General features: G+C 42.4%; 15 protein-coding genes and 2 pseudogenes. 13 read left to right on the top strand and 4 right to left on the bottom strand.

Features of this window, described 5'->3' with window-relative positions:
- The first annotated feature begins 126 nt into the window (after positions 1-126).
- The 3 genes and pseudogenes from V7K30_RS09630 to V7K30_RS09620 all read left to right on the top strand — a co-directional run bounded on the left by V7K30_RS09630 (position 127) and on the right by V7K30_RS09620 (position 2,737).
- A complete protein-coding gene (locus V7K30_RS09630) occupies positions 127-1,086 on the top strand; it encodes a protochlorophyllide reductase (RefSeq protein ID WP_334998857.1) in 960 nt (319 codons plus the stop codon).
- Between the two features lie 274 nt (positions 1,087-1,360).
- Positions 1,361-1,814, top strand: a pseudogene (locus V7K30_RS09625) (DUF29 domain-containing protein).
- 305 nt (positions 1,815-2,119) lie between these two features.
- Positions 2,120-2,737, top strand: a complete 618-nt coding sequence (locus V7K30_RS09620; RefSeq protein WP_334998856.1) for a TMEM165/GDT1 family protein — start codon at positions 2,120-2,122, stop codon at positions 2,735-2,737.
- A 90-nt stretch (positions 2,738-2,827) separates the two neighbouring features.
- Here V7K30_RS09620 and V7K30_RS09615 read toward each other — a convergent pair whose 3' ends face one another.
- On the bottom strand, positions 2,828-3,721 hold the full coding sequence (locus tag V7K30_RS09615) for a tetratricopeptide repeat protein (protein ID WP_334998855.1): 894 nt from the start codon (positions 3,719-3,721) through the stop codon (positions 2,828-2,830).
- 379 nt (positions 3,722-4,100) lie between these two features.
- Here V7K30_RS09615 and V7K30_RS09610 point away from each other — a divergent pair, with 379 nt between their 5' ends.
- Complete coding sequence (locus tag V7K30_RS09610; protein ID WP_334998854.1) at positions 4,101-5,138, top strand: hypothetical protein; 1,038 nt, start codon at positions 4,101-4,103, stop codon at positions 5,136-5,138.
- A gap of 114 nt (positions 5,139-5,252) precedes the next feature.
- On the opposite strand, the gene V7K30_RS09605 is transcribed toward V7K30_RS09610, so the two are convergent.
- The gene (locus V7K30_RS09605) at positions 5,253-6,422 is read right to left on the bottom strand and encodes a homocysteine biosynthesis protein (protein WP_334998853.1); all 1,170 of its coding nucleotides are present in this window, start codon (positions 6,420-6,422) and stop codon (positions 5,253-5,255) included.
- Positions 6,423-7,006: 584 nt separating this feature from the next.
- Between V7K30_RS09605 and V7K30_RS09600 the strand changes: the two are divergent.
- The 3 genes and pseudogenes from V7K30_RS09600 to V7K30_RS09590 all read left to right on the top strand — a co-directional run.
- Positions 7,007-7,803, top strand: a pseudogene (locus V7K30_RS09600) (DUF4231 domain-containing protein); the annotation flags it as partial.
- 181 nt (positions 7,804-7,984) lie between these two features.
- Positions 7,985-8,134, top strand: coding sequence for a hypothetical protein (locus V7K30_RS09595; protein ID WP_334998852.1), 150 nt, complete (start codon positions 7,985-7,987; stop codon positions 8,132-8,134).
- A complete protein-coding gene (locus tag V7K30_RS09590; RefSeq protein ID WP_334998851.1) occupies positions 8,131-9,315 on the top strand; it encodes an anion transporter in 1,185 nt (394 codons plus the stop codon). Before V7K30_RS09595 ends, V7K30_RS09590 begins: the two co-directional genes overlap by 4 nt.
- A gap of 197 nt (positions 9,316-9,512) precedes the next feature.
- On the opposite strand, the gene metK is transcribed toward V7K30_RS09590, so the two are convergent.
- Positions 9,513-10,787, bottom strand: coding sequence for a methionine adenosyltransferase (metK, locus tag V7K30_RS09585; protein ID WP_334998850.1), 1,275 nt, complete (start codon positions 10,785-10,787; stop codon positions 9,513-9,515).
- Between the two features lie 264 nt (positions 10,788-11,051).
- A complete protein-coding gene (locus V7K30_RS09580; RefSeq protein ID WP_334998849.1) occupies positions 11,052-12,056 on the bottom strand; it encodes a phosphoribulokinase in 1,005 nt (334 codons plus the stop codon).
- Between the two features lie 1,204 nt (positions 12,057-13,260).
- Between V7K30_RS09580 and petH the strand changes: the two genes are divergently transcribed.
- The 6 genes from petH to V7K30_RS09550 all read left to right on the top strand — a co-directional run bounded on the left by petH (position 13,261) and on the right by V7K30_RS09550 (position 20,252).
- Positions 13,261-14,607 carry a ferredoxin--NADP reductase gene (petH, locus tag V7K30_RS09575; RefSeq protein ID WP_334998848.1) on the top strand — a complete coding sequence of 449 codons (1,347 nt, stop codon included), beginning with the start codon at positions 13,261-13,263 and terminating at the stop codon, positions 14,605-14,607.
- 218 nt (positions 14,608-14,825) lie between these two features.
- Positions 14,826-16,112, top strand: a complete 1,287-nt coding sequence (locus tag V7K30_RS09570) for a homoserine dehydrogenase (RefSeq protein ID WP_334998884.1) — start codon at positions 14,826-14,828, stop codon at positions 16,110-16,112.
- 129 nt (positions 16,113-16,241) lie between these two features.
- Positions 16,242-16,979 carry a Uma2 family endonuclease gene (locus V7K30_RS09565; RefSeq protein WP_334998847.1) on the top strand — a complete coding sequence of 246 codons (738 nt, stop codon included), beginning with the start codon at positions 16,242-16,244 and terminating at the stop codon, positions 16,977-16,979.
- Positions 16,980-17,027: 48 nt separating this feature from the next.
- Positions 17,028-17,792, top strand: coding sequence for a Uma2 family endonuclease (locus tag V7K30_RS09560; protein WP_334998846.1), 765 nt, complete (start codon positions 17,028-17,030; stop codon positions 17,790-17,792).
- Positions 17,793-18,018: 226 nt separating this feature from the next.
- Complete coding sequence (locus V7K30_RS09555) at positions 18,019-19,140, top strand: DUF262 domain-containing protein (protein WP_334998845.1); 1,122 nt, start codon at positions 18,019-18,021, stop codon at positions 19,138-19,140.
- Positions 19,137-20,252 carry an AAA family ATPase gene (locus V7K30_RS09550; protein ID WP_334998844.1) on the top strand — a complete coding sequence of 372 codons (1,116 nt, stop codon included), beginning with the start codon at positions 19,137-19,139 and terminating at the stop codon, positions 20,250-20,252. Before V7K30_RS09555 ends, V7K30_RS09550 begins: the two co-directional genes overlap by 4 nt.
- The last annotated feature ends 4 nt before the right edge of the window (positions 20,253-20,256 follow it).

Genomic DNA, 20,256 nt, shown 5'->3' with positions numbered 1-20,256 from the left:
TCTCTCAAAACGAGAGTAAGAAGTCAAGAGTAGTTATTGTTTGGAGTACGGGTTAGTTCAGCCTAATCCAGTAAAGATGGTTCACTGGTGTGAGATCCTAGAGACAGTCAATGGAAGCTGAATAAAATGCCACAGGATAGGAAGTCAACAGTTGTAATCACAGGTGCCTCTTCGGGGGTCGGCTTGTACGCTGCAAAAGCTCTTGCTGAAAGGGGCTGGTATGTGGTGCTGGCCTGTCGGGATTTAGCGAAGGCACAAAAAGCTGCCCAAGCTGTGGAAATCCCCTACAACAGTTATACCAGCATACATATCGACCTTGGCTCAATGGATAGCGTTCGACAATTTGTGAAGAACTTCCGAGCAAGCGGTAACTCCCTAGACGCATTGGTGTGCAACGCCGCAATTTATATGCCCTTAATAAAGGAGCCGTTACGCAGTCCAGAAGGATATGAGTTAACTGTAACCACAAATCACCTGGGACATTTCCTTTTGTGCAACCTGATGCTAGAGGATCTGAAGAAGTCATCTTCAGAGCCAAGGCTCGTCATTTTAGGAACAGTCACTCACAATCCAGACGAACTGGGTGGGAAAATTCCCCCGCGTCCAGATTTGGGCGATTTGCAGGGCTTTGCAGAAGGGTTTAAAGAGCCGATCGCAATGATTGACGGCAAGAAATTTGAACCAGTCAAAGCTTACAAGGATAGCAAAGTTTGCAACGTGCTAACTATGCGGGAACTGCATGAGCGCTATCACGAGTCAACCGGTATCGTCTTCAACTCTCTCTATCCGGGATGTGTTGCAGAAACGCCGCTATTTAGAAACCACTATCCCCTGTTTCAGAAAATTTTCCCATTATTCCAGAAGTACATCACTGGGGGATATGTGTCTCAGGAGTTGGCTGGAGAACGGGTTGCGGCGGTGGTTGCCGATCCTGAGTACAATCAATCTGGTGCTTATTGGAGTTGGGGAAATCGCCAGAAGGAAGATGGCAAGTCCTTTGTTCAAAAAGTCTCTCCTCAAGCCCGCGATGACGAAAAAGGCGATCGCATGTGGGAACTAAGCACAAAGTTGGTTGGACTGGCGTGATGGAACAGAATTTGGCGTTACCATTGTGCATGATTCATCAATTCATCGCTCGACTTTTTTGAATGAATTGGCATTATGTACAGGTAAGTAATGGTTGAGGTGATTATTACGTCACCTCTGACTTTATTGGTAGCTTTGCCCTACACAGCCAATAGGTTACGCGGTTGTAGCGTCAGTACAATGTCTACAAGGGGTACGCCTACGCATTCTTCCAGACTACAATCACAGTAAAGATATGCGAGAAATTATCTAACCATTTCCTATAGAAACTGCCATGTCTTCCCTAAAGGCGCATTCCCAAACCCTATATGACACGGACTACTTGCAATGGATAGAAACGACTGTAGAAAAATTGCAAAGTCAGGACTACGCGAACGTGGACTGGGAGAACCTCATCGAAGAAATTTCTGATATGGGAAGGAGTGAACGCCGGAGTCTCAAAAGTAATCTGATTGTAATTCTGGTACATTTGCTCAAATGGCAATTTCAGCCCGAAAAGAGAAGCGGTAGTTGGGAAGGAAGCATCATTGAACATCGTAGATGTGTTCAAAGAAGCTCTAGATGATTCGCCTAGTCTCAAATCTTATCTTGAGAACATTTTTGCGGAGTGTTATGCACAAGCGGTTAAGCAAGCAAAAGCTGAAACTGGTTTGTCAGTGGAATCCTTTCCTCTGATTTGTCTATACCAGTTAGCAGAAGTCACAGATGATGAGTTTTTACCTAAGTAAGCACTGAATCGGGCTGTATGTACCGCTTATCTACATTTATACCTCTGCATTCCCTACTCTTGACTTTTACCTAGAACAGATGTACAATAAGAATCGCATTGAAGGGGAGTAGCTGCTGGCAAAAAAATAAAAGCCAGTACATCTGAATCAACATACTGGCGATGAGCCTGGTTCAGATGGCAAGTAATCAATATTTGAAAGCGAGACCTTCACTAAGTTCACACCGAAAAGTGTGAAACTTGGTGAGGTCTTTTGGTTCTCATCAAGCTTCACATCGGTAAACGATTCTTCAGGAGCTTGAGAGAGTGTTAACAGCTTTTACCGCAGCTTTATTATTAATAACAGTTTCAGAACTAGGCGATAAAACATTTTTTATTGCTGTGATTTTGGCAATGCACCACCCGCGGCGGCTGGTATTTACAGGTGTGACAGCTGCTTTAGCCGCGATGACAATCCTTTCGGTGCTATTTGGACAAGTGATATCTTTGTTGCCAAAAGCTTATATTCATTACGCCGAAATAGCTTTATTTATTGCCTTTGGTATCAAGCTGCTGTATGACGCTAGTAAGATGTCTCCTGCTGCTTGTGATACAGAAGTTGTAGAAGAAGCCGAAGCTGCGGTGAAAAAGGCAGACTTGCAGCTACCAAAGCAAAAGACTTCCTTGGCAATTGTAATAGAAGCCTTTGTATTGACATTTATGGCAGAGTGGGGCGATCGCACGCAAATTGCCACCATTGCCCTAGCGGCAGGTAATAATCCAATTGGAGTCACAATAGGTGCAATTTTAGGACATGCCATTTGTGCTGCGATCGCAGTTATCGGCGGCAAAATGATTGCCGGACGCATTTCTGAGCGTCAACTCACCCTGATTGGCGGATGCCTGTTCTTGGTCTTTGGTGTTGTTGCTGCCATTGAAGGGTGAGGGGAAGAAGCAGGGGAAATAAGAATTTTAGATTTTAGATTGAAATTTAATTCAAAATCCAAAATCCAAAATTGAATTGCCCAATGCCCATTACTTCGGTGTACTTTCCAATGAAGGTGCTGGAGATGCAGTCCGATTAGGGATGGGGGAAGCCGTTGCTGCGTTCTTAATTTCGTCTTTGTACTGAGCAGGTGCTAAAGCTGCGGCACTATCAAACAAAGGTTTTGCATCTGCGTTTTTGCCCTGTTGTTTCAGGAGCATCGCTTTTGCCACAACGGGGCGAAAATCCTTGGGATCTTTCTTAATTGCCTGATCATATACAGAACTAGCTTGAGCGTAGCGTTTCTGGGAAGCGTGAACAGAACCTAACAGCACTTGCACGGCTACTGTATCTACACTTCCAGGCTGAATTGTATTTGCTTGGGCTGCGTTAGAGAGGGTTTCTTGCAGCAAACCAATAGCTGCTTCGGGGCGTTGCTGACTGATCAACAGAGCCACCATTCCTTGCAAAGCCTTCAAATCGCCTGGTTTAGTCTCCAAAATCGAGCGATAAGCTTGAGCGGCTCCTTCGCGATCGCCAATTTGCTGTTTGGCTTGAGCCAGTAGCACTGAATATTCTGACTGTTCGGGATTCAGCTTGGCAAGCTTTTCTAAAGGTTCAATGACGACTTGGATATCAGCTGGTTTAATCTCACTTTTTTCTTTTTGACTCAGCAGTTGTAGCCGCGCCTGCAACAAGCCCTTGAGCGCAGTCTGATTTTCCGGTTCCCTTTGCAAAACCTGTTCATAACCCCGCACTTCGTCTTCCAGCTTTGATTTTTGGTCAGAGGAGGGCAAAGTGCCTCTGGTGCTAGCGGTATTCTGGTTTGAGGGTGGCGTATTATTAAATGCTCCAATTATGGGAATCACCGAAACACCCACAAAAGCAAGAATTGCCAGCGCCAAGACGACTTGAACTATCCAGCGATTGCGTGTTTGAGTCACAGTTTTGTCTTTCTCCTAAACTCTAATGACATTATCATTTACACAAATCGTAAAGTTAAAATTTTCCAAAACTTTGCGGAATACCGCCAATTGCCTGTGAATTTTATAACAATTAACTATCTACACTGCTAAAGTAAGTGATGACTTTAGGAGGAGCCGTCAGAATTGTAGCTATGATATGCTTCCGAAACTAGTGTTGAGGCCCTAAATTACACATTTAGTGTATAAACACTAAATTTAGCGCCTTTAGGATTGTTTTAGAGTAGTCTGGTGTGATTTTGTGAAAAGTAAATATACTTTCATCAGTCGCACAAATGCTCTTTCCAGCTGCCTTTGTAAAATCCCACAATGGGATGTGTCTCCGCCGCAAGGAGTTTTTATGAATTCCGACCTGATGCCGTTGCCTGAATCCTCTAATTCTTCTGCCTCTAACCAGGGCCCAACTAACATAGAGGCAGCCGCTAATGTTCACATAGCCGCCCAGTCCTCTAAAGAAGTTGAAAATTCGCCTGTCAACCCCATTGAGACTGACTCAAATGGGAACTTGATCAATCGACAGCAACCGATTCCGCCTCCCAGTGAGCCGATGCAATATCGAGCGATCGGCTTAGTCCGGGGTCGCTATCATGCTAGCAGCGAACAATTTACTCAAGGTACGCTGCTGACCACAGATGGTGTAGAACTCAATGCCGTCCTCCTAGGCCGGATTATGAGCTTAGTCAAGAATCACCTAGACTTAGAAAAAGAACACTTGTGGGTAGTATATCCACGAACAAGACAAGAAAATGATACCTTGCATATCCAAATCGTCGGAGTTTGGGAGCCAGAAAATCTGGCTAAAAACTCAACAGATGAGGACGAGTCAGATTTGGAGTTGCAAGAGTTACAGACGACCGATGATGGCTTATCCGAAAACTCTGAACTAAGCACAATTGCCGTAATTCCCTCATCAGAAGTTGCAGATGGTGGTTTTTCTGTTCGCGGTGAAGTAGTATACCAGTCTTTTGATGCTAAAAGCTTGGTAGTCAAAATTAGGCAGGCTCCACGCAAATCAACTGATAAACCCAAATATTTTAAGTTGAAATTGAGGGGTGTGCTGACCACCAAAGCAGTGGGAAAATTCTGGGACTTCCAAGCCAAGCGGGAAGCTGACGTTTTGATAGTAGAAAAAGCTGAGGCGATCGCTGACTTGCCCAAAAAACGCAAACCACCATTCAAAGGTGGCCCTCGTGCTGGCGGACCTGGTGGCCCTGGTGGTGCTGGTGGTAGAAAACCATTCCCCCCCAGACGCAGTGGCGAAACCCCGCGTCCCATCAAGAAAACAGGCGCAGGCGGCGACCCCTCTGTGGTGTCAAAACCTATACCAAAAACGCCCGCTCCTAAGCCCATCAAGCGACCGAAACCGACTCAAGAATAGGGCATTGGGGATGGGGCAATTCAATTTTGGATTTTGGATTTTAGATTTTGGATTAAATTTCAATCTAAAATCCAAAATCTAAAATCTAAAATTCTTACTCCCCACTCCCCTGCATCAAAAATCCGTCCGCCGGTCTTGGGGTAGAAAAGATCGCTCCATCGGAATTGGGGAAACTGGTTCTGTGAGGGTAAACGTACCTGCTTCAATCCACTTTTTCAACTCTAGGGCGACTTGCCGAGAAAAAAACAAACTCGCTAAGGGGGCAACGCGTACTGCTTTGCCCTCAATGGTGATCCGCCCAGATTTGAGTTGGGCGTAACTCACCAAACCAAAGGTGGGACGAACCCGCCGAGGAATGGAAAAGTCTACGATCGGCGCTACTAAGTCTTGATCTTGCACGGCACAGTGTTCAACTACTTGTTCATTTAATACAGGGAGTGGTACACCAACGCCTAACATCAATGAGGGGCCATAACTTTTGAAGTAACAACCCCGTACCCAGTGAGCATCCATTTGCTTGGCATCACCAATTAAAGCTAAAGTGGCGGAAGGCCCAATCGGTGTACGATTAGCTAAACGCTTTTGTAAAGGGAAGTGCTGAGTGCCTTCCCAGGCGACATAGCCAACACCGCCGCCTAAAAAAATTCGAGTCCCTATACCAACGAGCTGCAAATCGGGGTCGTTGAGTAAGGGGGAAATAGCGCCGGGGTTAGAGTAAACGGCATTCCCCAAACGCGGTTGTAAAGGACCGAGATAGGTGAAGAGGGGGCGATCGCCACCATTTACACCAACAATAAAATTTTGATAAAGATTGCGCGGATTGAATAAATAAAACTGATTAATCGTTTCACTAGTAATTGTAGTTTCAAAATTTGCTCTGGGGTAACAATCTGTTACTTGTCCTTGGGCTTTTACGTGTATAGATTTACCCGCGATTAAATCTTCGATTACATGACCGCCGCCGCGTTCTCGGACTTCTTCCCCGTCCATCGCTTCCATAGCACAACTCGCACCCAAATATAAATCTACTGCCCCAAAACCAGAGTATGCTGGCACGCCATCTAACCAGCAGCGGCGAATTTTTATCGGGGGGTCAGTGTGTCCGAGATTGATAATTGCACCACTTGATTCCATCGGCTCAAAGGTGCCAGTGGTAATTACATCAACTTCTTTAGCAGCTTTAGTAACACCGATTTCTACAACTCGTGCTTTTAATTCTTCAGTTGTCAACACTACCGCACGTTGGCGGCTGATTTTCTCGTTAATTTCTGCAATTGTTCGCATTTTATCAGTGCTAGCGCTTCCTGCTGTCTTCCTCTTTGAAGGATATCTTGATAAATCACAGACTCTTGGATAATTTCCTCTCGAAAAAGTTGTCGCCAATCTCTGCGCGACAGCTTAACACCCCAGATAGGGTTAAAATTCCCCAAAAAAACAATTCAAGTATTGCAAAGTCCAAATCATATATTTTTTGGGGCAAGCACCCTACTTATGTCAAAAATACTTTTTATATACGTAAAATTACTAATGACAAAGCCTTATATTATCAATCAAATGTATGTATGGTTACGATTGACTAGACTTACTGGACTTAGATGATTTTACATCAACAGAAAGAAACATTTCTGACTTTGGTAAAGCATTCTAAGGCAACTAGTCAATCGCAAAGTAGGAGCCAATAGCAGATGCTAGAAGTTTTTGGGAAAGGAGAAACTACTTAAGAGCAGTAATAGAAGGGATGTCTAAGCAAAAGTTAGAAGGTTAGCTATTTGCGAAGTTATCCTGACTTCTACCCACTCGAACAATTCTACTTGTTGCTATTCATTTTATTGCTACATTTCACCCTATAAGGAATTGAGTAAGAGGCAATGACTACTTCTGAATTAACTAATATTGAGCAAAAAAACCAAAGTAAGATTTCTGATAGGATTGAAAATTTATCCTCCCCATCAGATGAAAAAAAGTTGTTTAACTTGAAGGTAATTGAGTATTTATTACTTGCAGCTTTTGTCTCTTCTGGACTCTTAATTATTTTCCTTTTGGATGATAAAAAAGTTGTAATTTCTGGAGCGGTATCTTTAACTTTTTTGTTTTTTTTGTTGCTCATCAATAGACAAGTATTCCAGAACTATAAGAAGGCGGCTTATCAGTCAGAACTTACCAAAAAAGCTGAACTATATAGTTATTTATTGACCAATGCTAATTCTTGGGATAAAGATACGCTGACTCTAACCAGAGGGAAAGCTTTACAATACAGCCAAGACTTGATTGACGATTATAAAAGAATTAGGGGTGTATCAAGAAACCTTTACTATAGGTTGCAAATTTTTTATCAGGGGTCACACCAATTTTAGTTCTGGTAGACAAATTAGAAGCAGGACAAGCTTGGCTCAAGTGGCTCCCTGTACTCTGCCCAGCTATTGCTTCTATAGTTGCTAGTATAGTTACCTCTTTTCCTTTTCAGAAAAATTCGCTTGCTGCTAACACAGCCGTTGAATTGTTAGAAGCTGAACAAGAGAAATTTATATTGGGAGTGACTTCACCTTATCGTTGCTATGATGTGTCTGACGAAACCCAACAGCAACAAAAGGCAAGTCAAGCATTAGAATACTTTATTGTTCAAGTGAACAATATTCATCTCAACCAATTGCAACAAACGAGTGAGACGCATTTTCTCGTTTCTGTGCAAATTTTGGATGGAATTGGAGCCGGGATTTTTGGTGTGCTTTCAGTGTTGATGGTAGCTGATTTGGCTAAAGGCACAGGGCGCTTTAATGTTACCCAAGGGATGCTCAACACTGCTATTGGCGTTGGTGCGGGTTTGAGCAATGTGAAAGCTTAGATTTGTGTTTAAAAGTGCTGCTTACAATGTTGGTTTTTTGATTTTAGCAGCAATCGCAGTTGTGGCTTTAGGAGTTTTTTGGTTTTGTGTACCTGAAACAAAAATAGGAGTTAATAGAAAAGCATCACTTCAAAAGAATCTAGCGAAATCATGATTGTTTTCAGATACATCATCATTGGGCTGACTTATATAGGTTTGGGTTTAGGATATCTACCTGGTTTGCGGATGAACCGAGCCAGTATTGCTTTAGTTGGTGCATCTTTGCTGATGGCATTCGGGGTATTAGACCTCAAAGAAGCATGGCAAGCTATAGACTATAAAACGCTGATTTTCTTGTTTGGCATGATGGTAATCAGCACAAACTTAGCTTACGCTGGTTTTTTCCAACTAACCCTTGATACAGTTACACACTTTACCCGCAGCCCTTTGGGTTTACTAATTGTTTTAACTTTTGGCAGTGGAATTCTCTCCGCTTTTTTTCTGAATGATACCATCGCTCTAATTCTGACTCCTTTGGTTCTCGGTTTAACCCAAATTTTGAACCTCAATCCTATTCCTTACTTACTTGCCTTGGCGGGAGCAACTAATCTGGGTTCAGTGGCCACTTTAAGTGGTAATCCGCAAAATATCCTGATTGGTTCCTTCTCTGGTATCAGCTATCTCGATTTTGCTAAAGCATTGACTCCCATCGCATTAGTAAGTTTGTTGATTCAAATTGGGTTATTGTGGTGGCTTTATCCTGATGTCCGTTCTACTAAGTCTTGTCCGAGTGTAACCCCCGTGCGTTACCGCATATTTAAACCCTTACTTACTAAAAGCCTATTGATAACCACAGGACTATTAATTGCATTTTTAATTGGGATACCCCCAGCCCAAGCAACACTTATAGCTGCTAGTTTACTGTTTATTACTAGGCGAATCAAACCGCAACGAGTTTTAAATAAAGTAGATTGGGATTTACTGGTGATGTTTTCTGGACTATTTATTGTGACTGCTGGAGTGGAAAAATTAGGAATATTGAATTTATTTAGCGGTTTAGTTCATACTCCCCTGAGCATCTTAGGAGTTACTGCTCTCCTTTCAAATTTAGTTTCCAATGTTCCAGCAGTATTGCTATTACAACATTTACTTCCCCATCCAGACACAAAAACCTGGTTACTATTAGCAGCAGGTTCTACCTTGGCAGGTAATCTAACTTTATTAGGTTCAGTTGCTAATTTAATTGTTGCTGAGGCTGTTGCAAAACTTGGTTATCAGTTATCATTCTGGGAACATTTACGTTTTGGTCTACCGCTAACTGTCCTAACTCTCATCCTGGCTTATTACTGGATTTAGTCATTAGTTAGGAGTTATTAATATTCTGATTTCAAGTTTACTGAAACTTTCTTCAATTTTGAATTGTTAATCTTGTGGCTATGAAAAAAATGAGGGCATAGGTAAGTTATTAAGTTGCCTATACCCGAATACGTTTGGGTTGAGCGCAAGCGTTACCAAACATTAAAAGTTAAATGTTAGATGTTTTTCAGCTTAGTCTAAGTTAGTGCCTGAGCAACTGCTGCCGAAAGTGACTCATTTGCTGCTTGCTTCAACAACTCAGCTTTATCGGTCTGTTCCCAAGGCAAGTCTAAATCAGCCCGCCCAAAGTGACCGTAAGCCGCGACGTCCTGATAAAAACGTCCGCCTCGTTCACTTGGTAAGTTGCGTAAGTTGAAGGTATGAATAATCCCCGCCGGACGGAGTTCAAAGTGCTGGTTGATTAATTCCAGTAAGGTTTCTTCATCCACTTTACCGGTGCCAAAGGTATCTACCAGAATGCTTGTTGGTCGTGCTACGCCAATAGCATAGGATAGCTGGATTTCAACTTTGTCTGCCAACCCGGCGGCGACAATATTTTTCGCTACATAGCGAGCCGCATAGGCAGCAGAACGGTCTACCTTCGTGGGGTCTTTGCCGGAAAAAGCGCCGCCACCATGCCGTGAATAACCACCGTAGGTGTCAACAATTATTTTCCGTCCTGTCAGACCAGAGTCTCCCTGAGGACCGCCAATGACAAATTTGCCAGTGGGGTTGACTAAAAAACGTGTTTCCTGATTCGGCTTAACGTCAATGTCACCAAAAACAGGTTCGACTACTGCTGACCAGAGGTCTTGTTTAATCTTGGCTTGTACCGCTGCCTCATCTGTGATTTCCCCAATAGTGGCTGTATGCTGGGTGGAAATCAGGATAGTATCAATGCCTACGGGGCGTCCGTCTTCATAAACCACTGTTACTTGGGTTTTGCCGTCAGGACGCAGGTATGGCAATTCACCTGTTTTGCGGACTGCTGCCAATCGGCGAGCAATGCGGTGGGCGAGACTGATGGGTAAGGGCATCAGTTCTGGTGTTTCGTTGCTGGCAAAACCGAACATTATACCTTGATCGCCCGCGCCAATTTTGTCGAATTGTTCATCACTATCTTGCTCGCGGGTTTCTTGGGCGGTATTAACGCCTTGGGCAATATCGGGTGATTGTTCGTCTAAAGCCAGCAGAACGCTAGTACTGTTAGCAGAAAAGCCATTATCAGCATTGGTATAGCCAATTTCGGCAATTTTTTTGCGGGCGAGATTGACGAAATTCACATTGGCTTTGGTGGTTATTTCACCTGTGATTAGCACCAAACCAGTATTAACTACTACTTCAGCAGCAACACGGCTGCTGGGGTCTTGTGTCAGTAAGGCATCCAGAATGGTATCAGAAATCTGATCGCAGATTTTATCTGGATGACCTTCGGTGACTGACTCAGAGGTAAATAAATATCGACGAGACAAAGGAAATTCCTCCTGACTTGAGTTTTTTCGCTGACTAAATGTGGTATTTAGTTCAACTACCTAATTTATGAAATCATAACAATATTTATACTTCAGTAGTTAGTATCTTCTAAATATTGATAAAAACTACTAGCTCTAAGGTAAGTATCTGTAAAGAAGATAAATTTATGCTAGTTATTTTGTGGGCTAAATGTATTTAATAACACAAAAAAAGGGGGGCACTCAGAAGCGCCCCCACAAACTTTGACACAAACACTGCTGCTTTTAAACCTGAACTGCTAACTTTGCTTCCGTAGCTGTCAACCGCTCATACGCAGCACGCATTTTCAAACCTGTAAGCACTTGGAAGAAACCAGTACCATTATTGGAACCTGGATACTCGCGGTGCTGGAGTAACAAGTGAGTCAATTCACCCTGATATTTCGTGGATGTATTGCTGAGATGGGTTTCGATATAAATTACTTCTTCCAAGTTGTCAAATTGACCATCCACCTCTAGGACTGAGACATAGCGACCGTAGTAAACATCTGAACCGTAGTATAGTTGCATACCAGGGTAGGAACAGGTCAGCTTGCGTCCACAGGGAGTCCAATTAATTGTTGACCCTTCATCAAATAGGTAGGTCGGATCAAAGCCTTCCTTACCTTCCCGCTGGAGCATACGTACCCTTAGGACTCTGCGCTCGGTGTCGTTTTTGATTAAGTTCGTGGGTAATACTTGGAGAACTACATCGGCAAATTCTCTTTGTGGTTCGATAAACTTTTCAAAGTCAGGTTTGCGGGAATTGATTTGTGCTAAGACATCTTCGTAGCGATGACCGCGTTCAGCCATATCTCGCTGGATTTTCCAGGCAATTTTGACTTCATCACTAATGTCAAAATAAACACTAAAGTCGATTAGCGATCGCACCCGCTCATCATATAAAGGATGCAGCCCTTCAACAACTATAATGTGATTCGCCTCTACCCGCTCTGGCGGATCAATCAAGCCGGTTTCGTGGTTGTAAATCGGCTTATCAATGCCTTGACCACTTTTGAGCGCTTTAATTTGCTCATACATCAGGTCAAAATTGTTCGCCCTGGGGTCTAGTGCCGTTATCCCCGTTTCTTTGCGCTGTTTGCGATCCAGGGAGTGATAATCATCCAAGCAGATGACTGTCATTAAATCTTCACCAAACAAATCTATCAAACGACGCAAAAACGTAGATTTACCGCACCCAGAGTCTCCGGCTACTCCAATCAGTACCACGCGTTCCGGCTTACTTGTCATAAATTTCCTCTAAAATACTAAAGTTGTGTCAATAATTTTTCACACAGCAGATTCTGAAGCCAGGAGTTTACCCCTTTGGTTTATCCTGCGTTCTTGCTACCCAGCACAGCTATAAGACACCAAACGCGTAGACAACAAAGTAATTAAGTTGCTACTCGCTGGACTAGCCTGAATTTTGGTGCCGGTAAGTATTTAATCCTAGTGGTATATTTGATTTTAACAGAAGGGGGTATCCCATACAATATTTGCCCTCAAGAAGAATTAGCATGGTTCATCAATCATTTGTTGATTTAGTTGTTAATTTAAAAATGGGGATCAGCATCTCCATAAGTGTTGCGGCGCTGTCATTCTGCTAGTTGTGACTCTATATAATCAAGTCTATAAGGTATAATTTATTCTTTGCGATGAATTTTTTGACGTTCCTAAATTGTAATTCCTACTCGACAATGCTTTAGATATTCAAAGCCAAAATCTATCTAACGAATGAGTCAACAAGTTGCACTAGTCAAATTATTCGCTGTAAATTTATGGATATGCTCAAATAGAAGTGTCGGCGTTATGGCAAAGTACTGATAGAGGTTGACAGATTATTCACATCAAGTAAAACTGATTATAGTTGCTTAAATCACGGTTCTCTCTGTAGTTATGTTTGTAGCTGGAATTTGTCCTAGTCATGTAATTATCCATAGACAGGTCATGAATATAGCTAACAACATTCCAGGACAGTAGTAGATTGGGAGAAATAAAACCAATCGGAAGAAAACCTTGCGGGATTGGCATTCTCCGATTTAAACCCTTGGAGTAGGCAAGCACAACCGCAATTTTTGGAGGGAAACTAAGCAGTAGCTTCCACCAATCAAAGCAAGCCTCCTACAATATCTGTCATTGTGAATTGCTCGTTGGGTAGTAAGGTAAAAAGCTATCTCCCTGATCGGGATGGTAGTTAACGAAAAAAAGATTAAATTGACTCATTATTAACATTCTCCACAAGACTTATCCTTTACCTTAGAAGGTGAACAGGTGTGTTTTTTGCTGTGCCTGCATGTCTTTGGTGAGTGTACTTAGCAAGGCATTAATTTAATGATGCCGTTTTTCCTTCTTTCTCCAGTTTTGTGAAACGAAAATCCGGTAAACTAAAGCTGGCATGGGATGGGAATAGTTTTTTTGAAAAACGGTTAAGTAAATTATCGGAGTGGTAGAACGAATGTACAATCAAGGTGCTGTTGAGGGTGCTGCCAACACAGAATTAGGTAGCCGCGTCTTCGTATATGAAGTAGTGGGTTTGCGTCAGAGCGAAGAAACTGATCAAACTAACTACCCAATTCGTAAAAGTGGCAGTGTGTTCATCAGAGTGCCTTACAACCGCATGAATCAAGAAATGCGACGTATCACTCGTCTAGGCGGCACAATTGTTAGCATCCAGCCTGTAACTGCTCTAGAGCAAGTTAATGGTAAAGCCTCATTTGGGAGTGCTACAAGCGAAGTCAGCGAGTTAGCTACATCAGAGGAAACTGCTAACAGTGAAGGGAATGGTAAAGCCACACCTGTAAATGCTCATAGTGAAGCCAAAGGCTTCGCTAAACCACCAGCTGAAGAACAGCTCAAGAACAAGGACAAGAAAGGCAACACCATGACTCAAGCGAAAGCCAAAAAAGACCACGGTGACATTCCTGTCAACACTTACCGTCCCAATGCTCCGTTTATTGGCAAGGTAATATCTAATGAACCGCTAGTCAAAGAAGGTGGGATTGGTATTGTTCAACACCTCAAATTTGACATTTCCGCCGGGGATTTGAAGTATATAGAAGGTCAAAGTATTGGCATTATTCCACCAGGATTAGACAAGAACGGCAAGCCGGAAAAACTTAGACTATATTCCATCGCCTCAACTCGTCATGGCGATGATGTAGATGACAAGACAGTATCACTGTGCGTCCGCCAGTTGGAATATAAGCACCCGGAAACTGGCGAAACAGTGTACGGTGTTTGCTCTACACACCTGTGTTTTTTGGAACCAGGGGCAGATGTAAAAATTACAGGGCCTGTGGGTAAGGAAATGTTGTTACCCCAAGACCCTGATGCTAATGTGATCATGTTGGCAACTGGAACAGGTATTGCCCCGATGCGGGCTTATCTCTGGCGTCAGTTTAAAGATGCGGAAAGAGCAGCTAACCCAGACTACGAATTTAAAGGATTCTCTTGGCTAATATTTGGTGTGCCGACAACTCCAAACCTTTTATATAAGGAAGAACTGGAAGAAATTCAACAAAAATATCCTGAGAACTTCCGCCTCACTGGTGCCATCAGCCGCGAACAGAAAAATCCCCAAGGCGGTAGAATGTACATCCAAGACCGCGTAGCGGAACATGCTGATGAATTGTGGCAGTTGATTAAAAATGAAAAAACTCACACCTACATCTGCGGTTTGCGGGGTATGGAAGAAGGTATTGATGCTGCCTTAACAACTGCTGCTGCTAAGGAAGGCGTAACCTGGAGTGATTACCAGAAGGAACTCAAGAAAGCTCATCGCTGGCATGTAGAAACCTACTAAGGGCTGAGTTCTGAATTCTGAGTTATGAATCAGTAGGGTGGGCGGTGCTCACCCTACAATTGTTTTGTTATGAATATTATCAATAACTGAGGAAAGAGTTCTAGGTGATGAGTGGTAAAGTACTAAATACTTATAACTACTCGGCACGGGCTAAACGCCCCGCTATCGCTAACAGCACTCAGTACTCAGCACTAAAAAATAAATTGGGTGCAAAATTTGTGGGTGTGAAACTAGGAATACTGGGATTAGGCACCGTGGGAACGGGGACAGTGCAGTTGTTGCAAGATTTGGTTGGGCGTCACCCTTTGTTGCAAGAGATAGAAATCTATCGGGTGGGAGTGCGATCGCTCGATAAACCCCGGGCAGTAGAATTGTCTACGGAAGTCTTAACTACAGATTTAGAAGCGATTGTCAACGATCCGGCGGTAGATATAGTTGTGGAAGTGATGGGCGGACTGGAGCCGGCGCGATCGCTCATCCTCAAAGCTTTAAGTAATGGTAAACACGTAGTCACCGCCAACAAAGCAGCGATCGCCCGCTTTGGGGCAGAAATTTTCACAACTGCTAATCAAGCTGGCGTATATGTCATGTTAGAAGCCGCTGTGGGTGGTGGTATTCCCGTGATTCAACCCCTGAAGCAGTCTTTAAGTGTTAACCGCATTCACACTATAACTGGCATCGTGAACGGTACAACTAACTACATCCTGACGCGGATGCAAACAGAAGGCAGCAACTTCAGCGATGTCTTAGCTGATGCCCAACGTCTGGGTTATGCTGAGGCTGACCCTACAGCTGATGTTGATGGCTTAGACGCAGCAGATAAAATTGCCATCCTGGCATCATTAGGCTTTGGTGGACGCATCAACCTGCAAGATGTTTATACCGAGGGCATTCAGCAAATCAGCAAAACAGATATTGCCTACGCCGAAAAATTGGGATTTGTGATTAAATTATTAGCGATCGCTAAACGTAATACTCCCTCATCTCCCTTATCGGTCAGAGTTCATCCTACTTTAGTGCCTCAAGCCCACCCTTTGGCTAGCATCAACGGCGTTTACAATGCCATTCTTGTCGAAGGAGAACCCATCGGGCAAGTAATGTTTTTCGGCCCCGGTGCTGGTGCTGGTGCAACCGCCAGTGCTGTCACATCAGATATCTTGAATCTAGTTGCTGTCCTCAAAACCAATACAGCAGTTCCAAATCCATTATTAGCTTGTGGACATCAGGAATACTGCCAAATTGCGCCAATGGCAGAACTGATAACTCGGTTTTACGCCCGTTTCCTCACCAATGACCAACCTGGAGTTATCGGTAAATTGGGGACTTGCTTTGGTAACTATGGCGTTAGCTTAGAGTCAATTGTCCAAACTGGCTTTCAAGGGGAACTAGCAGAGATTGTGGTTGTCACCCATGATGTACGGGAAGGTAACTTTCGGCAAGCTTTGGCAGAAATTCGGAATTTGTCAGCGATTGAAAGCATTCCTAGCTTACTGCGTGTACTTTGAGATTACTCTTTTAGCGATCGCTATTAAGTGTTCCCGCAGACTAGAATACTTAGTTTTTTCAAATTTCTGTTTGTGCTTACCTTTGGTAGACTAAATAACAAACCTCACGAAAAACGCGAGGGTAGCCCTATGACTGCAACGAATCCAGCTACTAGTACTACACTTCCAGATCATACTCAACTTCCAGAGTCTGACGGCACCTTTGTGAAAAACTTCCAGGAACATCCCCAAAGCATTTTACTAACGGAGTCGATTAAACCAGTATTGCAAAAACGTCATCCTGACGGGCAATATTGCATAGGTCAAGACAGTGGTATTTATTGGCGGATTACTGACCCACCAGAACGAGGTGCAGAAGCTCCCGATTGGTTCTATGTACCGAATGTGCCACCTACACTGAATGGGCAAATGCGCCGCTCTTATGTACTTTGGCAAGAACACATTGCTCCATTGATTGCCTTGGAATTTGTCTCTGGAAACGGTGCAGAGGAACGAGATAAAACCCCTTGGACGGGCAAATTTTGGATTTATGAGCAGGTAATTCATCCGGCTTTTTACGGCATTTATGAAGTGAATAAAGCCAGTGTAGAAGTTTACCACATTATTGAAGGACAATATCAACTATTAGCAGCAAATGAACGGGGACATTATACTATTGCGCCTTTGGGAGTTGAGTTAGGCTTATGGCAAGGAGAATATCAGAATGCAGAATTACCCTGGCTGCGCTGGTGGGATTTGCAAGGTAATTTGTTGTTGAGTGGTGAGGAAAGAGCGGAAGAGGAAAGCCAAAGAGCAGAATTAGAACGCCAAAGAGCCGATCGCTTAACTGCTCAATTGCGATCGCTCGGTATTGAACCAGAAGCCTAATAGCAAGCTAAACTAAAAAACAACCCTTACTCCTGCAAAGGTAGCCTTATGACCTCTGCAACCGATCCATCCACCGCCCTCACACCGTTCCCAGACCATACGCAGCTACCAGAGTCTGATGGCACATTTGTGAAAAATTGGCAAGAGCATCCCCAAAGCATCTTACTCACTGACTCAATTACACCCATTCTGAAACAATTACATCCTGATGGTCAATATTGTATAGGTCAGGACTTAGGTATTTACTGGCGCTTGACAGACCCCCTAGAAAAAGGCGCAGAAGCACCAGATTGGTTTTATGTAGGCAATGTACCGCCCTTGCTTGATGGACAAACGCGGAGGTCTTATGTGTTGTGGCGAGAGTATATTGCCCCTTTGATTGCTTTAGAATTTGTCTCTGGGGATGGTAATGAGGAACGAGACAAAACTCCTTTTCAAGGCAAATTTTGGATTTACGAGCAAGTAATTCATCCAGCTTATTATGGCATTTATGAAGTGAATAAAGCCAGTGTAGAAGTTTATGAATTAATTGGTGGACAATATCAGTTATTAACAGCAAATGAACGCGGACATTATCTGATTACACCCTTGGGTGTTGAGTTAGGTATTTGGCAAGGAGAATATCAAAACGCCCAATTGCCCTGGTTGCGTTGGTGGGATTTGCAGGGTAATTTGTTGTTGACTGGCGAGGAAAGAGCCGAACAAGAACACCAACGGGCTGAACAGGAAAGACAACGGGCTGAACAGGAAAGACAAAGAGCCGATCGCTTAACTGCCCAATTGCGATCGCTCGGCGTTGAGCCAGAGGTTTAGGTCTTTGGCTTCAAGGTGCGATCGCGCCAATTTTGGATTTGTTTGGGGAAGGTAAACAAGTAATAGACTAGGTACGTAGAGACGCGAAATTTCGCGTCTCTATAATTTGTAGAGATAGTAGGATTGAAGTACACCAGTTAAAAAGCCCCATTTGCTGATGTAGTTACATCAAGCATCACTAATAACTGAGTGAACAAATAAATGTTAATACTAAGGAATAAGCTCTATGACAGATTTGAGTAATTACAATATAGAATTAGCTGATGAAGAAACTTTAGAAGAAGAAGAAGATCAAGAAGAAAAAGTTATTTTCCAGTATGATCCTGATAAAATTAACATTGTAACTAGGGAACCAACAATAGAGTTATTGCTTAAAAGAATCAATGAAGAAGCCCTTGATTTAGCACCTGATTTCCAACGTCATGCGGATATATGGAAAGAAGATGCCCAAAGCAGGCTTATAGAATCTATTATTATCCGCATCCCCATACCAGCATTTTATATAGATGCTACTAATGAAGATAAATGGTTAGTAGTCGATGGATTACAGCGTTTATTTGCACTAAAGCGCTTTATTCTCGACAAAAAACTCAAACTATCTGGATTAGAATATCTTACAAATCTGGAAGGTAGAACTTACGATCAAATTGATCGCAGATACCAACGCCGCCTTGAAGAAACTCAACTAACAGTATATTTAATCGAAAAAGGCACACCTCCAGAAATAAAATATAATATTTTTAAACGCATTAATACAGGAGGGCTTGCTTTATCTCCTCAAGAATTACGCCATGCTCTTAATCCTGGAAAGGGAACAAAGTTTTTAACTAAACTTGCAGCATCTCCAGAGTTTCAGCAAGTAGTTCAACTTGGTAAAGATCGCAAAATGCGTATGGATGATCGGGAATTTATACTAGGTTTTTTAGCCTTTAGTTTGACCCCTTATAAAGATTATACCGACAACAGAGATATTTTTTTAACTAAAGCACTATCTAAAACAAATAAACTCTCTGAAGCTGAGTTATCTAACATTGAAAATAATTTTCAAAGAACAATTATAGCTACCTGGAACATCTTTGGTAAATATGCATTTCGGAAAATATCTAATTCTCAGAAAAGAAAGTTTCCTATAAATAAAGCTCTATTTGAATCTTGGTCAGTACTTCTGAGTAAATTGAGTGACGATCAAATACTATTCTTAATAGATAGAAAACAAAAATTGATTGATGTATTCAAGACATATATAGACAATGACAAATATTTTTTAGAATCTATATCTCAGGCTGCCGAGAAAGTACAGTATAGATTTAGTACTATAGAAAAAATAATTCAGGAAGTGCTTTCATGATTAATTCTCTTCGCCTGATCAACTTCAAACGTTTTAATAATCAGTTTTTTGAATTTAGACCTTTAACACTAATTTCTGGTCTCAATAGCACTGGTAAATCTTCTGTGCTTCAATCACTACTACTACTACGTCAATCATATCAACAGGGTTTATTGCCAAAAACTGGCTTGGCGCTAAACGGTGACTTAGTAAATATTGGTACAGCACAAGATGCTTTGTATGAGAGTGCTAAAGATAACCATATAAGCTTTGAGATTATTTCGGAAAAGTATGAAGGTATATGGGATTTTAATTACAACCCAGAAAAAAAACAAGAAGATGTCATAAATGTAATTTCAGAACCAAATGATTCTGAAATCTATAAATCAAATATTTTTAGTAAATATTTTCACTACCTTCAAGCAGAACGTATTGGCCCACGTTCATTTAACGAAATGTCTGATTATCAAGTCACACGGCTTAGACAAATTGGCACTAGAGGAGAATATACAGCACATTTTCTTTATATTTATGGACGTGAACCAATTCCCATATCAAATCTTAGCTATCCACAAGCTAAATCGATGGATTTAATAGACCAAGTAGAAGCATGGATGAGAGAGGTTAGCCCTGGTATACGCCTAAAAATTGAAGCTAATTCAGAGATGGGTTTGGTGACTATAAAATATTTTTATGGAGATGGTAATCTTTACCGTGCAACCAATGTTGGTTTCGGAATTACTTACACTTTATCAATTATTGTCGCTATACTTTCATCTCCTCCTGGTACACTAATCCTAGTTGAAAACCCAGAAGCTCATCTTCATCCTAGAGGACAAGCCAAAATGGGAGAATTATTAGCACTAGCGGCTAGTTGTGATATTCAGCTTGTGATAGAAACTCATAGTGATCATGTTTTAAACGGGATTCGTCTTGCTGTTCATGGTGGTATTATTCCCCCGCATTATGTCCAGTTGCATTACTTTCAGCAACAAGAAAAACAAGGACAAGCTTTGACAGAGGTAATATCACCACGAATTAATCGCAGTGGAAGAATTGACAAATGGCCAGATGGATTCTTTGATGAATGGGACAAGAGTTTGGAAGTTTTATTAGAACCAGTGGGAGAATAAAACG

The sequence above is a fragment of the Nostoc sp. genome (assembly GCF_036917655.1).
Classification (GTDB): domain Bacteria; phylum Cyanobacteriota; class Cyanobacteriia; order Cyanobacteriales; family Nostocaceae; genus Nostoc.
The sequence above is the reverse complement of the archived record's forward strand: the minus strand, read 5'-3'. Positions and strand labels throughout refer to the sequence as shown.

Bases quoted from the DNA above. Each gene is read 5' to 3' on its own strand.
- V7K30_RS09630 (WP_334998857.1), top strand. From the start codon at position 127: ATGCCACAGGATAGGAAGTCAACAGTTGTAATCACAGGTGCCTCTTCG.
- V7K30_RS09610 (WP_334998854.1), top strand. From the start codon at position 4,101: ATGAATTCCGACCTGATGCCGTTGCCTGAATCCTCTAATTCTTCTGCC.
- V7K30_RS09605 (WP_334998853.1), bottom strand. From the start codon at position 6,422: ATGCGAACAATTGCAGAAATTAACGAGAAAATCAGCCGCCAACGTGCG.
- V7K30_RS09590 (WP_334998851.1), top strand. From the start codon at position 8,131: ATGATTGTTTTCAGATACATCATCATTGGGCTGACTTATATAGGTTTG.
- V7K30_RS09580 (WP_334998849.1), bottom strand. From the start codon at position 12,056: ATGACAAGTAAGCCGGAACGCGTGGTACTGATTGGAGTAGCCGGAGAC.
- petH (WP_334998848.1), top strand. From the start codon at position 13,261: ATGTACAATCAAGGTGCTGTTGAGGGTGCTGCCAACACAGAATTAGGT.
- V7K30_RS09565 (WP_334998847.1), top strand. From the start codon at position 16,242: ATGACTGCAACGAATCCAGCTACTAGTACTACACTTCCAGATCATACT.
- V7K30_RS09560 (WP_334998846.1), top strand. From the start codon at position 17,028: ATGACCTCTGCAACCGATCCATCCACCGCCCTCACACCGTTCCCAGAC.
- V7K30_RS09555 (WP_334998845.1), top strand. From the start codon at position 18,019: ATGACAGATTTGAGTAATTACAATATAGAATTAGCTGATGAAGAAACT.
- V7K30_RS09550 (WP_334998844.1), top strand. From the start codon at position 19,137: ATGATTAATTCTCTTCGCCTGATCAACTTCAAACGTTTTAATAATCAG.